Consider the following 13,942-nt stretch of genomic DNA (forward strand, 5'->3'; position numbering starts at 1 on the left):
GGCAGTTCGAATCTGCCTATCAGCACCACTTCTTAATTTCTCGCCCCCTGATTTTCTTTCTGTTCTGGATTCAACGAGCAAATGCTTGGTTGATGTGGTGATACCACCGATTTATCCGTGTCTTAGAGGGACAATCGATGTCTAAAGAAAAGTTTGAACGTACAAAACCGCACGTTAACGTCGGTACTATCGGCCACGTTGACCACGGTAAAACTACCCTGACTGCAGCGATCACTACCGTACTGGCTAAAACCTACGGCGGTTCTGCACGTGCTTTCGACCAGATCGATAACGCGCCAGAAGAAAAAGCTCGTGGTATCACCATCAACACCTCTCACGTTGAGTATGACACCCCGACTCGTCACTACGCGCACGTTGACTGCCCAGGGCACGCCGACTACGTGAAAAACATGATCACCGGTGCTGCTCAGATGGACGGCGCGATCCTGGTAGTAGCTGCGACTGACGGCCCAATGCCTCAGACCCGTGAGCACATCCTGCTGGGTCGCCAGGTTGGCGTTCCTTTCATCATCGTATTCATGAACAAATGCGACATGGTTGATGATGAAGAGCTGCTGGAACTGGTAGAAATGGAAGTTCGCGAACTGCTGTCCGCTTACGACTTCCCAGGCGACGACCTGCCAGTGATCCGCGGTTCCGCGCTGAAAGCGCTGGAAGGCGAAGCTGAGTGGGAAGCGAAAATCATCGAACTGGCCGAAGCCCTGGACAGCTACATCCCAGAGCCAGAGCGTGCTATCGACAAGCCGTTCCTGCTGCCAATCGAAGACGTATTCTCCATCTCCGGTCGTGGTACCGTTGTTACCGGTCGTGTTGAGCGCGGTATCATCAAAGTTGGCGAAGAAGTTGAAATCGTTGGTATCAAAGACACCGTTAAGTCTACCTGTACTGGCGTTGAAATGTTCCGCAAACTGCTGGACGAAGGCCGTGCTGGTGAGAACGTAGGTGTTCTGCTGCGTGGTATCAAACGTGAAGACATCGAACGTGGTCAGGTACTGGCTAAGCCAGGCTCTATCAAGCCACACACCCAGTTCGAATCTGAAGTGTACATCCTGAGCAAAGATGAAGGTGGTCGTCACACGCCATTCTTCAAAGGCTACCGTCCACAGTTCTACTTCCGTACCACTGACGTGACCGGTACCATCGAACTGCCAGAAGGCGTAGAGATGGTAATGCCAGGCGACAACGTGAACATGATTGTCACCCTGATTCACCCAATCGCGATGGACGACGGTCTGCGTTTCGCAATCCGTGAAGGCGGCCGTACCGTTGGCGCAGGCGTTGTTGCTAAAGTTATCGCTTAATCGCTGATAAAGTTTGACGCGACACGCGGTAAAAGGGCATCATTTGATGCCCTTTTTCTACGCTGTGAACTAGAACCTATCTCATCAGCGATTTTGCAGTCATAATCATTGGTGAGATGGGCTCTTAAACCGTATTGACTGAAATACGTCATAGCGTAAAACACCGGGATAGTGCTAACGCGGTATCCGATCGGTTTGGTTTGCCTCGCAATGCGAGGCAAAGTTGTTTGTTCTGAATCATCATTGTGACAGGTTGGTTTATGAGTGCGAATACCGAGGCTCAAGGGAGCGGACGCGGCCTGGAAGCGGCAAAGTGGCTGATCGTCGCCGTTCTGTTGGTTGTGGCTATTGTCGGTAACTATTACTACCGTGATTTAAGCCTGCCATTGCGCGCGCTGGCAGTTGTACTGATCATCGCCGTTGCAGGTGCAGTGGCTCTGATGACCACCAAAGGCAAAGCCACCGTTGCGTTTGCCCGCGAAGCGCGTACCGAAGTACGTAAAGTGATTTGGCCAACTCGTCAGGAAACGCTACACACCACGTTGATCGTTGCCGCGGTAACCGCCGTGATGTCACTGATTCTGTGGGGACTGGATGGTATTCTGGTCCGTCTGGTGTCGTTTATTACTGGCCTGAGGTTCTAAAATGTCTGAAGCTCCAAAAAAACGTTGGTACGTCGTTCAGGCGTTTTCCGGTTTTGAAGGTCGCGTAGCACAATCGCTGCGTGAACACATCAAACTGCACGATATGGAAGAGCTGTTCGGCGAAGTGATGGTGCCTACGGAGGAAGTGGTTGAAATCCGTGGCGGCCAGCGTCGCAAGAGCGAGCGTAAGTTCTTCCCTGGCTACGTGCTGGTGCAGATGGTGATGAATGACGCCAGCTGGCACCTGGTGCGCAGCGTACCGCGCGTCATGGGGTTCATCGGCGGTACGTCTGACCGTCCTGCGCCAATCAGCGATAAAGAAGTTGATGCGATCATGAACCGCCTGCAGCAGGTTGGTGACAAGCCGCGTCCGAAAACGCTGTTCGAACCGGGCGAGCTGGTGCGCGTCAACGACGGCCCGTTTGCCGATTTCAACGGCGTAGTCGAAGAAGTCGATTACGAGAAGAGCCGCCTGAAAGTTTCCGTTTCCATCTTTGGCCGTGCAACGCCGGTGGAGCTGGACTTCAGCCAGGTTGAGAAAGGCTGATCGAATAATCAGCAATGAGTGGCGCGTTGCCGCTTGTCAAAGGCGCGAAATTGTAGTTCAATTTCGCGCCTTTCCTTTTGTTTTTAGATGCCTTGCCTGATGCATGTTGGGCGGGGTGAAACACGGGGAGCCTTTTGCGAGGCGATACTACCCAAACCGAGGAAATTTAAATGGCTAAGAAAGTACAAGCCTACGTCAAGCTGCAAGTTGCAGCTGGTATGGCGAACCCGAGCCCACCAGTGGGTCCAGCTCTGGGTCAGCAGGGCGTTAACATCATGGAATTCTGTAAGGCATTCAACGCTAAGACTGACAGCGTTGAAAAAGGTCTGCCGATTCCGGTTGTTATCACCGTTTATTCTGATCGCTCCTTCACTTTCGTTACCAAAACCCCGCCAGCAGCAGTTCTGCTGAAAAAAGCGGCTGGTATCAAGTCTGGTTCCGGTAAGCCGAACAAAGACAAAGTAGGTAAAGTGACTCGTGCTCAGGTACGTGAAATCGCAGAAACCAAAGCTGCGGACATGACTGGTTCTGACGTTGAAGCGATGACTCGCTCCATCGAAGGTACCGCTCGTTCCATGGGCCTGGTAGTGGAGGATTAAGAGATGGCTAAGCTGACCAAGCGCATGCGCGTGATCCGTGACAAAGTTGATGCTACTAAACAGTATGACATCACTGAAGCTGTTGCTCTGCTGAAAGAGCTGGCCACCGCTAAATTCGTAGAAAGCGTTGACGTTGCCGTTAACCTCGGCATCGACGCTCGTAAATCTGACCAAAACGTTCGTGGCGCTACCGTTCTGCCACACGGCACCGGTCGTTCCGTTCGCGTTGCCGTATTTGCCCAAGGCGCTAACGCTGAAGCAGCGAAAGCTGCCGGCGCAGAGCTGGTAGGTATGGACGATCTGGCTGACCAGATCAAGAAAGGCGAAATGAACTTCGACGTTGTTATTGCTTCCCCGGATGCAATGCGCGTTGTAGGTCAACTGGGCCAGATCCTGGGTCCACGCGGCCTGATGCCAAACCCGAAAGTGGGTACCGTTACTCCGAACGTTGCTGAAGCAGTGAAAAACGCTAAAGCAGGTCAGGTTCGCTACCGTAACGACAAAAACGGCATCATCCATACCACTATCGGTAAGGTTGATTTCGACGCAGACAAACTGAAAGAAAACCTGGAAGCCCTGCTGGTTGCGCTGAAAAAAGCCAAACCTTCTCAGGCGAAAGGCATGTACATCAAGAAAGTTAGCCTCTCCACCACCATGGGTGCTGGCGTTTCTATCGATCAGAGCGGTCTGTCTGCTGCAGCGAACTAATCGCACTTGCGATTATCGCTTTGACTTGGGGCCGAGATTTGTCTAGAATCTTATGCCCCAAGGTTTTGCTATTGGCTATGCCGTAGGCAAAACAAAGATTTTTCGGTTGGAGCCTGGCCTATCCAGGCCTCCGTCCAAGACCGCAGGTGTATCGCAAGATACTTAATCCTTCCTGCGTAGACGGTGACAGAGCCTAAGAAAATTTTTCTTTTTTATAAAAGAATGTCTTTGCTGGATTCTGCTCACCGTGTTAAGCCGCTCGGCGTGGCGTTTTACAAAGCGCCGAGTGAAGTGAGTTCCGGGGATTTTCCCCGGCTAATCCAGGAGCAAAAAGCTAATGGCATTAAATCTTCAAGACAAACAAGCGATTGTTGCTGAAGTCAGCGAAGTAGCCAAAGGCGCGCTGTCTGCGGTTGTTGCGGATTCCCGCGGCGTTACCGTAGATAAAATGACTGAACTGCGTAAAGCAGGTCGTGAAGCTGGCGTTTACATGCGTGTTGTTCGCAACACCCTGATGCGTCGCGTAGTTGAAGGCACTCCATTCGAATGCCTGAAAGACACGTTTGTCGGTCCAACCTTGATTGCATTCTCTCACGAACACCCGGGCGCTGCTGCTCGTCTGTTCAAAGAGTTCGCGAAAGCGAATGCAAAATTCGAGGTTAAAGCTGCGGCCTTTGAAGGTGAGCTGATCCCAGCGGCGCAAATCGACCGCCTGGCGACGCTGCCAACTTACGAAGAAGCGATCGCACGCCTGATGGCAACCATGAAAGAAGCCGCTGCCGGCAAACTGGTTCGCACTCTGGCTGCAGTACGCGATCAGAAAGAAGCGGCGTAAGCCACTCTTTCTTAGCCTTTGCTAACGTATTTAAACTATTTCTGAATTTTAGGAACAATTGTTATGTCTATCACTAAAGACCAAATCCTGGAAGCAGTTGCCGCTATGTCCGTAATGGACGTTGTTGAACTGGTTTCCGCTATGGAAGAAAAATTCGGCGTTTCTGCTGCTGCTGCTGTAGCTGTTGCTGCTGGCCCAGCTGAAGCTGCTGAAGAGAAAACTGAATTCGACGTTATCCTGAAAGCTGCAGGCGCTAACAAAGTTGCTGTTATCAAAGCAGTACGTGGCGCTACCGGCCTGGGTCTGAAAGAAGCTAAAGACCTGGTTGAATCTGCTCCAGCCGCTCTGAAAGAAGGCGTGAGCAAAGATGACGCAGAAGCTCTGAAAAAATCTCTGGAAGAAGCTGGCGCAGAAGTTGAAGTTAAATAAGCCAACCTTTCCGGTTGCAGCCTAGTCTTTTAGGCTGATGGCTGGTGACTTTTTAGTCACCAGCCTTTTTGCGCTGTAGGGCGCCAGTAGCGTTTCACACTGTTTGGCTGCTGGTTTCGCCTCCCAATGTTTGTTTCTATTGACGACTTAATATACCGCGGTCTTTGCACTACCAGGAGTTCTGGGGGAAGACGCGATGAAATGGTTTAAGCGTGATAGCAAGAGACATTGCGGAAAGTGTTCCCGCTTTCCGGTCGACAAAACGGTGTTGCATGAACTGTCCCTAATCGGACGGACAGATTGGGTCACTGATCAGCGAGCTGAGGAACCCTATGGTTTACTCCTATACCGAGAAAAAACGTATTCGTAAGGATTTTGGTAAACGTCCACAAGTGCTGGACATACCATATCTCCTTTCTATCCAGCTTGACTCGTTCCAGAAGTTTATCGAGCAAGATCCAGAAGGGCAGTACGGCCTTGAAGCCGCATTCCGTTCTGTTTTCCCTATCCAGAGCTACAGTGGCAATTCGGAGCTGCAATACGTTAGCTACCGTCTTGGTGAGCCGGTCTTCGACGTCAAAGAGTGCCAGATCCGTGGTGTGACGTTCTCTGCACCGCTGCGCGTAAAACTGCGCCTGGTTATCTATGAGCGCGAAGCGCCTGAAGGTACGGTCAAAGACATCAAGGAACAAGAAGTCTACATGGGTGAAATTCCGCTCATGACCGAAAACGGCACCTTTGTGATCAACGGTACTGAGAGGGTTATCGTATCTCAGTTGCACCGTAGTCCTGGCGTATTCTTCGACAGCGATAAGGGTAAAACCCACTCCTCGGGTAAAGTGCTGTACAACGCACGCATCATCCCTTACCGCGGTTCATGGTTGGACTTCGAGTTCGATCCGAAAGACAACCTGTTCGTGCGTATTGACCGTCGCCGCAAACTGCCTGCGACCATCATTCTGCGCGCGCTGAACTACACCACTGAACAGATCCTCGACCTGTTCTTTGACAAGATCGTCTTCGAAATCCGCGACAACAAGCTGCAGATGGAGCTGGTGCCAGAGCGCCTGCGTGGTGAGACCGCTTCGTTCGATATCGAAGCCAACGGCAAAATCTATGTAGAGAAAGGCCGTCGTATCACCGCTCGTCATATCCGTCAGCTGGAAAAAGACGACATTCAGAGCATTGAAGTACCGGTAGAGTACATCGCGGGCAAAGTGGTCGCGAAAGACTATATCGATACCAATACCGGCGAACTGATCTGCGCAGCCAACATGGAGCTGTCGCTGGATCTGCTGGCCAAGCTGAGCCAGTCCGGCCACAAGCGCATCGAAACGCTGTTCACCAACGATCTGGATCACGGCGCGTACATCTCTGAAACGCTGCGTGTCGATCCGACCAACGATCGTCTGAGCTCGCTGGTAGAAATCTACCGCATGATGCGCCCTGGTGAGCCGCCAACGCGCGAAGCTGCCGAAAGCCTGTTCGAGAACCTGTTCTTCTCCGAAGACCGCTACGATCTGTCCGCGGTGGGTCGCATGAAGTTCAACCGTTCTCTGCTGCGCGATGAGATCGAAGGTTCGGGCATCCTGAGCAAAGACGACATCATCGAAGTGATGAAGAAGCTCATCGATATCCGTAACGGCAAGGGCGAAGTGGACGATATCGACCACTTGGGCAACCGTCGTATCCGCTCCGTCGGCGAAATGGCCGAGAACCAGTTCCGCGTAGGTCTGGTGCGTGTTGAGCGTGCGGTGAAAGAGCGTCTGTCTCTGGGCGATTTGGATACCCTGATGCCTCAGGACATGATCAACGCCAAGCCGATTTCGGCGGCGGTGAAAGAGTTCTTCGGTTCCAGCCAGCTGTCCCAGTTCATGGACCAGAACAACCCGCTGTCCGAGATCACGCACAAGCGTCGTATCTCCGCACTGGGCCCGGGCGGTCTGACCCGTGAGCGCGCCGGCTTTGAAGTTCGAGACGTACACCCGACCCACTACGGCCGCGTGTGCCCAATCGAAACGCCGGAAGGTCCAAACATCGGTCTGATCAACTCCCTGTCCGTGTACGCACAGACTAACGAGTATGGCTTCCTGGAAACCCCGTACCGCCGCGTGCGTGACGGCGTGGTGACCGATGAAATCAACTACCTGTCTGCTATTGAAGAAGGCAACTTCGTTATCGCCCAGGCGAACTCCAACCTGGATGAAGAAGGCCGCTTCGTAGAAGACCTGGTCACCTGCCGCAGCAAAGGCGAATCAAGCCTGTTCAGCCGCGACCAGGTTGACTACATGGACGTATCCACCCAGCAGGTCGTTTCCGTTGGTGCTTCACTGATTCCATTCCTGGAACACGATGACGCCAACCGTGCATTGATGGGTGCGAACATGCAACGTCAGGCCGTACCAACCCTGCGCGCTGACAAGCCGCTGGTCGGTACCGGTATGGAACGTGCTGTAGCGGTTGACTCCGGCGTAACCGCCGTTGCCAAACGCGGCGGTGTGATCCAGTACGTGGATGCTTCCCGTATCGTTATCAAAGTTAACGAAGACGAGATGTACCCGGGCGAAGCAGGTATCGATATTTACAACCTGACCAAGTACACCCGTTCTAACCAGAACACCTGCATCAACCAGATGCCGTGTGTGAGTCTGGGTGAGCCAATCGAGCGCGGTGACGTGCTGGCGGATGGCCCATCGACAGACCTGGGCGAACTGGCACTGGGCCAGAACATGCGCGTAGCGTTCATGCCTTGGAACGGCTACAACTTCGAAGACTCCATCTTGGTCTCCGAGCGCGTGGTGCAGGAAGATCGCTTCACCACCATCCACATCCAGGAACTGGCGTGCGTGTCTCGCGACACCAAGCTGGGGCCTGAAGAGATCACCGCCGACATCCCTAACGTGGGTGAAGCTGCGCTCTCCAAGCTGGATGAATCCGGTATCGTGTATATCGGTGCTGAAGTGACCGGCGGTGACATCCTGGTCGGTAAGGTAACGCCTAAAGGCGAAACCCAGCTGACGCCGGAAGAGAAACTGCTGCGTGCGATCTTCGGTGAGAAAGCGTCTGACGTTAAAGACTCTTCTCTGCGTGTGCCGAACGGCGTTTCCGGTACGGTTATCGACGTGCAGGTCTTCACCCGCGATGGCGTGGAAAAAGACAAGCGCGCGTTGGAAATCGAAGAGATGCAGCTGAAGCAGGCGAAGAAAGACCTGACGGAAGAACTGCAGATCCTGGAAGCCGGCCTGTTTGCACGTATCCACGCGGTGCTGGTTGCCGGTGGCATCGAAGCCGACAAGCTGAGCAAGCTGCCGCGCGATCGCTGGCTGGAACTGGGCCTGACCGACGAAGAGAAGCAAAACCAGCTGGAACAGCTGGCTGAGCAGTACGACGAACTGAAATCCGACTTCGAGAAGAAGCTGGAAGCCAAGCGTCGTAAGATCACTCAGGGCGACGATCTGGCGCCGGGCGTGCTGAAAATCGTCAAGGTTTATCTGGCCGTTAAACGTCAGATCCAACCGGGTGACAAGATGGCGGGCCGCCACGGTAACAAGGGTGTTATCTCCAAGATCAACCCGATCGAAGATATGCCTTACGATGAAAACGGCACGCCGGTAGACATCGTACTGAACCCGCTGGGCGTACCATCACGTATGAACATCGGTCAGATCCTGGAAACCCACCTGGGTATGGCTGCGAAAGGCATCGGTGAGAAAATCAACCAGATGCTGAAGCAGCAGCAGGAAGTGGCCAAGCTGCGTGAGTTCATCCAGAAGGCCTACGATCTGGGCGACGACGTTTGCCAGAAAGTTGACCTGAACACCTTCAGCGACGACGAAGTGCTGCGTCTGGCAGAGAACCTGAAAAAAGGTATGCCGATCGCAACGCCGGTGTTTGACGGTGCGAAAGAGACTGAAATCAAGAAGCTGCTGGAAATGGGTGGTATCCCGACCTCCGGTCAGATCACGCTGTTCGATGGCCGTACCGGTGAGCAATTCGAGCGCCAGGTTACTGTCGGCTATATGTACATGCTGAAACTGAACCACTTGGTTGACGATAAAATGCACGCCCGTTCAACCGGCTCTTACAGCTTGGTTACTCAGCAACCTCTGGGTGGTAAAGCGCAGTTCGGTGGTCAACGCTTCGGTGAGATGGAAGTGTGGGCACTGGAAGCATACGGCGCGGCTTATACCCTGCAGGAAATGCTCACCGTTAAGTCGGATGACGTTAACGGCCGTACCAAGATGTACAAAAACATCGTGGATGGCGACCACCGGATGGAGCCAGGCATGCCGGAATCCTTCAACGTACTGTTGAAAGAAATCCGCTCGCTCGGCATCAACATCGAACTGGAAGACGAGTAATCGTCATTCCGGCTCAGGCTCCCCGCCTAAGGGAGCCTGAGGGTGGTTGTTCAGGTCACACGGGTACCTACTGCGGTTGTGGGTACCCAACAGGTTTAACTCCGACAGGAGCCAATCCGTGAAAGACTTATTGAAGTTTCTGAAAGCGCAAACTAAGACCGAAGAGTTTGATGCGATCAAGATTGCTCTGGCCTCGCCAGACATGATCCGTTCGTGGTCGTTCGGTGAAGTTAAGAAGCCGGAAACCATTAACTACCGTACGTTCAAACCAGAACGTGACGGCCTTTTCTGCGCCCGTATCTTCGGGCCGGTAAAAGATTACGAGTGCCTGTGCGGTAAGTACAAGCGCTTGAAACACCGCGGCGTGATCTGTGAGAAGTGCGGCGTTGAAGTGACCCAGACCAAAGTGCGTCGTGAGCGCATGGGCCACATCGAGCTGGCTTCGCCGACCGCGCACATCTGGTTCCTGAAATCGCTGCCATCCCGCATCGGTTTGCTGCTGGATATGCCGCTGCGTGATATCGAACGCGTACTGTACTTCGAATCCTATGTGGTGGTCGAAGGCGGTATGACCAACCTCGAGCGTCGTCAGATCCTGACCGAAGAGCAGTATCTGGACGCGCTGGAAGAGTTCGGTGACGAATTCGACGCCAAGATGGGTGCGGAAGCTATTCAGGCCCTGTTGAAAAACATGGATCTGGAAGCCGAGTGCGAGCAGCTGCGTGAAGAGCTGAACGAAACCAACTCCGAAACCAAGCGCAAGAAGCTGACCAAGCGTATCAAGCTGCTGGAAGCGTTCGTACAGTCTGGTAACAAGCCAGAGTGGATGATCCTGACCGTGCTGCCGGTACTGCCGCCGGATCTGCGCCCGCTGGTTCCGCTGGATGGCGGTCGTTTCGCGACCTCGGATCTGAACGATCTGTATCGCCGCGTGATCAACCGTAACAACCGTCTGAAACGCCTGCTGGATCTGGCTGCGCCTGACATCATCGTGCGCAACGAAAAGCGTATGCTGCAAGAAGCGGTAGACGCCCTGCTGGATAACGGCCGTCGCGGTCGTGCCATCACCGGTTCCAACAAACGTCCTCTGAAATCTTTGGCCGACATGATCAAAGGTAAGCAGGGTCGTTTCCGTCAGAACCTGCTCGGTAAACGCGTTGACTACTCCGGCCGTTCCGTCATCACCGTAGGTCCATACCTGCGTCTGCATCAGTGCGGTCTGCCTAAAAAGATGGCGCTGGAGCTGTTCAAACCGTTCATCTACGGCAAGTTGGAGCTGCGTGGCCTGGCCACCACCATCAAAGCCGCCAAGAAAATGGTTGAGCGTGAAGAAGCCGTCGTTTGGGATATCCTGGACGAAGTGATCCGCGAACACCCGGTACTGCTGAACCGTGCACCAACCCTGCACCGTTTGGGTATCCAGGCGTTTGAACCGGTTCTGATCGAAGGTAAAGCGATCCAGCTGCACCCGCTGGTTTGTGCGGCCTATAACGCCGACTTCGATGGTGACCAGATGGCTGTTCACGTACCGCTGACGCTGGAAGCCCAGCTGGAAGCGCGTGCGCTGATGATGTCTACCAACAACATCCTGTCCCCAGCGAACGGCGAGCCAATCATCGTTCCTTCTCAGGACGTTGTACTGGGTCTGTACTACATGACCCGCGACTGTGTTAACGCCAAGGGCGAAGGCATGGTGCTGAACGGTTCCAAAGAAGCTGAGCGTGTTTACCGCGCCGGCCTGGCGTCTCTGCATGCGCGCGTTAAAGTGCGTATCACCGAAGACGTCAAAAACGCCGAAGGCGAATGGACTTCTCAGACCAGCATCATCGACACCACCATCGGCCGCGCCATCCTGTGGATGATCGTACCGAAAGGTCTGCCGTACTCGATCGTTAACCAGCCTTTGGGCAAGAAAGCGATCTCCAAGATGCTGAACACCTGTTACCGCATCCTGGGCCTGAAGCCGACCGTTATCTTTGCTGACCAGATCATGTACACCGGTTTTGCTTACGCAGCCCGTTCAGGCGCTTCCGTAGGTATCGACGACATGGTTATCCCGGCCAAGAAAGCGGAGATCATCGAAGAAGCGGAAACCGAAGTTGCCGAGATCCAGGAGCAGTTCCAGTCTGGTCTGGTTACCGCCGGCGAACGCTACAACAAAGTGATCGATATCTGGGCTGCAGCGAACGAACGCGTTGCGAAAGCGATGATGGAAAACCTGTCGGTAGAAGACGTGGTTAACCGTGACGGCGAAGTGGAACAGCAAGTTTCCTTCAACAGCATCTTTATGATGGCCGACTCCGGTGCGCGTGGTTCCGCCGCTCAGATTCGTCAGCTGGCCGGTATGCGTGGCCTGATGGCGAAGCCGGACGGCTCCATCATCGAAACGCCAATCACCGCGAACTTCCGTGAAGGTCTGAACGTACTCCAGTACTTCATCTCCACCCACGGTGCTCGTAAAGGTCTGGCGGATACCGCACTGAAAACCGCGAACTCCGGTTATCTGACCCGTCGTCTGGTTGACGTGGCGCAGGATCTGGTTGTGACCGAAGACGACTGTGGCACCCACGACGGCATCCTGATGACTCCGGTTATCGAAGGTGGCGACGTGAAAGAGCCGCTGCGTGAACGCGTTCTGGGCCGTGTGACGGCAGAAGACGTCCTCAAGCCGGGTACGGCGGACATTCTGGTGCCACGCAACACCCTGCTGAACGAGAAGGCGTGTGACCTGTTGGAAGAGAATTCTGTCGACAGCGTTAAAGTCCGTTCCGTGGTGAGCTGTGAAACCGACTTTGGTGTGTGTGCAAACTGCTACGGTCGCGACCTGGCACGTGGCCACATCATCAACAAAGGTGAAGCCATCGGCGTTATCGCGGCACAGTCCATCGGTGAGCCGGGTACACAGCTGACGATGCGTACGTTCCACATCGGTGGTGCGGCATCTCGTGCGGCTGCTGAATCCAGCATCCAGGTGAAAAACAAGGGTAGCCTCAAGCTGAGCAACGTGAAGTTCGTTATGAACGCCGCGGGCAAGCTGGTGATCACCTCGCGTAACACCGAACTGAAACTGATCGACGAATTCGGCCGTACCAAAGAAAGCTACAAGGTGCCTTACGGCGCCGTGATGGGCAAAGGCGACGGTGAAGAAGTTAACGGCGGCGAAACCGTTGCTAACTGGGATCCGCACACCATGCCGGTCATCAGTGAAGTCAGCGGCTTCATTCGCTTCGCGGATATGGTTGACGGCCAGACCATTACTCGCCAGACCGACGAACTGACCGGTTTGTCTTCTCTGGTCGTACTGGACAGCGCAGAGCGTACCGGTAGCGGTAAAGACCTGCGTCCGGCACTGAAAATCGTTGACGCTCAGGGCGAAGACGTATTGATCCCAGGTACTGATATGCCTGCTCAATACTTCCTGCCGGGCAAAGCGATCGTTCAGCTGGAAGACGGCATTCAGATCGGTGCGGGTGATACCCTGGCGCGTATTCCTCAGGAATCCGGCGGTACCAAGGATATTACCGGTGGTCTGCCGCGCGTTGCCGACCTGTTCGAAGCACGTCGTCCGAAAGAGCCGGCAATCCTGGCTGAAATCAGCGGGATTATCTCGTTCGGTAAAGAGACCAAAGGCAAACGTCGCCTGGTGATCTCTCCGCTGGACGGCAGCGACGCTTACGAAGAGATGATTCCGAAATGGCGTCAGCTCAACGTGTTCGAAGGCGAAGTGGTGGAACGTGGTGACGTCGTTTCCGACGGCCCAGAGTCTCCGCACGACATTCTGCGTCTGCGTGGCGTGCATGCGGTTACCCGCTACATCACCAACGAAGTGCAGGAAGTTTACCGTCTGCAAGGCGTTAAGATTAACGATAAGCACATCGAAGTTATCGTTCGTCAGATGCTGCGTAAAGGCACCATCGTTAGCGCTGGTGGTTCCGAATTCCTGGAAGGCGAGCAGGCTGAAGTGTCTCGCGTCAAGATTGCCAACCGTCAGCTGGAAGCTGAAGGTAAAATCGCGGCAACCTTCTCGCGCGATCTGCTGGGTATCACCAAGGCTTCCTTGGCGACCGAGTCCTTCATCTCCGCTGCATCGTTCCAGGAAACGACGCGCGTTCTGACCGAAGCTGCCGTAGCCGGCAAGCGTGATGAACTGCGTGGCCTGAAAGAGAACGTTATCGTGGGCCGTCTGATCCCAGCCGGTACCGGTTACGCTTATCATCAGGATCGTATGCGTCGCCGTGCTCAGGGTGAAGCGCCGGTTGTTCCGCAAGTCAGCGCGGAAGAAGCGACGGCTAACCTGGCCGAGCTGCTCAACGCAGGCCTGGGCGGCAGCGACGACGAGTAATCGTCATCAGCGCCGCGGGCTCGGTACGCCGGGCCCATCGCCAGATAAACCGCCCCTTCGGGGGCGGTTTTTTTTCGCCTCGTGCCGGGTTAAGACAAACTTTGCTACTATGTTTACAGCAGAAATTGACCGGTGCTTTTTATCTGACAACCAAG

Annotated in this window: 9 protein-coding genes and 1 tRNA gene (1 of these 10 cut by a window edge); all 10 read left to right on the forward strand. The window is 54.3% G+C overall.

The genetic code is table 11. The features are described from left to right. Positions 1-28: transfer RNA gene (locus FUU19_RS05220), tRNA-OTHER, on the forward strand; it begins 49 nt to the left of the window's first position. A 109-nt stretch (positions 29-137) separates the two neighbouring features. Next, complete coding sequence (gene tuf, locus FUU19_RS05225) at positions 138-1,322, forward strand: elongation factor Tu (RefSeq protein ID WP_055314187.1); 1,185 nt, start codon at positions 138-140, stop codon at positions 1,320-1,322. Positions 1,323-1,582: 260 nt separating this feature from the next. Further along, positions 1,583-1,966: a preprotein translocase subunit SecE gene (gene secE / locus FUU19_RS05230; protein ID WP_004929916.1), complete on the forward strand. Its 384-nt coding sequence runs from the start codon at positions 1,583-1,585 to the stop codon at positions 1,964-1,966. 1 nt (position 1,967) lies between these two features. Beyond that, positions 1,968-2,513 carry a transcription termination/antitermination protein NusG gene (gene nusG / locus FUU19_RS05235; protein WP_004929914.1) on the forward strand — a complete coding sequence of 182 codons (546 nt, stop codon included), beginning with the start codon at positions 1,968-1,970 and terminating at the stop codon, positions 2,511-2,513. A 170-nt stretch (positions 2,514-2,683) separates the two neighbouring features. Beyond that, positions 2,684-3,112: a 50S ribosomal protein L11 gene (gene rplK, locus FUU19_RS05240; RefSeq protein WP_015376316.1), complete on the forward strand. Its 429-nt coding sequence runs from the start codon at positions 2,684-2,686 to the stop codon at positions 3,110-3,112. 3 nt (positions 3,113-3,115) lie between these two features. Next, positions 3,116-3,820 carry a 50S ribosomal protein L1 gene (rplA, locus tag FUU19_RS05245; protein WP_141971608.1) on the forward strand — a complete coding sequence of 235 codons (705 nt, stop codon included), beginning with the start codon at positions 3,116-3,118 and terminating at the stop codon, positions 3,818-3,820. A gap of 337 nt (positions 3,821-4,157) precedes the next feature. Then, positions 4,158-4,655, forward strand: coding sequence for a 50S ribosomal protein L10 (gene rplJ, locus FUU19_RS05250; protein ID WP_004929905.1), 498 nt, complete (start codon positions 4,158-4,160; stop codon positions 4,653-4,655). Positions 4,656-4,718: 63 nt separating this feature from the next. Continuing rightward, positions 4,719-5,084, forward strand: coding sequence for a 50S ribosomal protein L7/L12 (rplL, locus tag FUU19_RS05255; RefSeq protein ID WP_004929903.1), 366 nt, complete (start codon positions 4,719-4,721; stop codon positions 5,082-5,084). A gap of 332 nt (positions 5,085-5,416) precedes the next feature. Then, positions 5,417-9,445, forward strand: coding sequence for a DNA-directed RNA polymerase subunit beta (gene rpoB / locus FUU19_RS05260; protein WP_025304938.1), 4,029 nt, complete (start codon positions 5,417-5,419; stop codon positions 9,443-9,445). A 118-nt stretch (positions 9,446-9,563) separates the two neighbouring features. Then, positions 9,564-13,787, forward strand: a complete 4,224-nt coding sequence (gene rpoC / locus FUU19_RS05265) for a DNA-directed RNA polymerase subunit beta' (RefSeq protein WP_025304939.1) — start codon at positions 9,564-9,566, stop codon at positions 13,785-13,787. The last annotated feature ends 155 nt before the right edge of the window (positions 13,788-13,942 follow it).

The sequence above is a fragment of the Serratia montpellierensis genome (genome assembly GCF_020858655.1).
In the GTDB taxonomy this organism is placed as follows: domain Bacteria; phylum Pseudomonadota; class Gammaproteobacteria; order Enterobacterales; family Enterobacteriaceae; genus Serratia; species Serratia montpellierensis.

Coding starts and splice junctions, on each gene's coding strand:
- rplA (WP_141971608.1), top strand. CDS start 3,116: ATGGCTAAGCTGACCAAGCGCATGCGCGTGATCCGTGACAAAGTTGAT.
- rplL (WP_004929903.1), top strand. CDS start 4,719: ATGTCTATCACTAAAGACCAAATCCTGGAAGCAGTTGCCGCTATGTCC.
- nusG (WP_004929914.1), top strand. CDS start 1,968: ATGTCTGAAGCTCCAAAAAAACGTTGGTACGTCGTTCAGGCGTTTTCC.
- tuf (WP_055314187.1), top strand. CDS start 138: ATGTCTAAAGAAAAGTTTGAACGTACAAAACCGCACGTTAACGTCGGT.
- rplK (WP_015376316.1), top strand. CDS start 2,684: ATGGCTAAGAAAGTACAAGCCTACGTCAAGCTGCAAGTTGCAGCTGGT.
- rpoB (WP_025304938.1), top strand. CDS start 5,417: ATGGTTTACTCCTATACCGAGAAAAAACGTATTCGTAAGGATTTTGGT.
- rplJ (WP_004929905.1), top strand. CDS start 4,158: ATGGCATTAAATCTTCAAGACAAACAAGCGATTGTTGCTGAAGTCAGC.
- secE (WP_004929916.1), top strand. CDS start 1,583: ATGAGTGCGAATACCGAGGCTCAAGGGAGCGGACGCGGCCTGGAAGCG.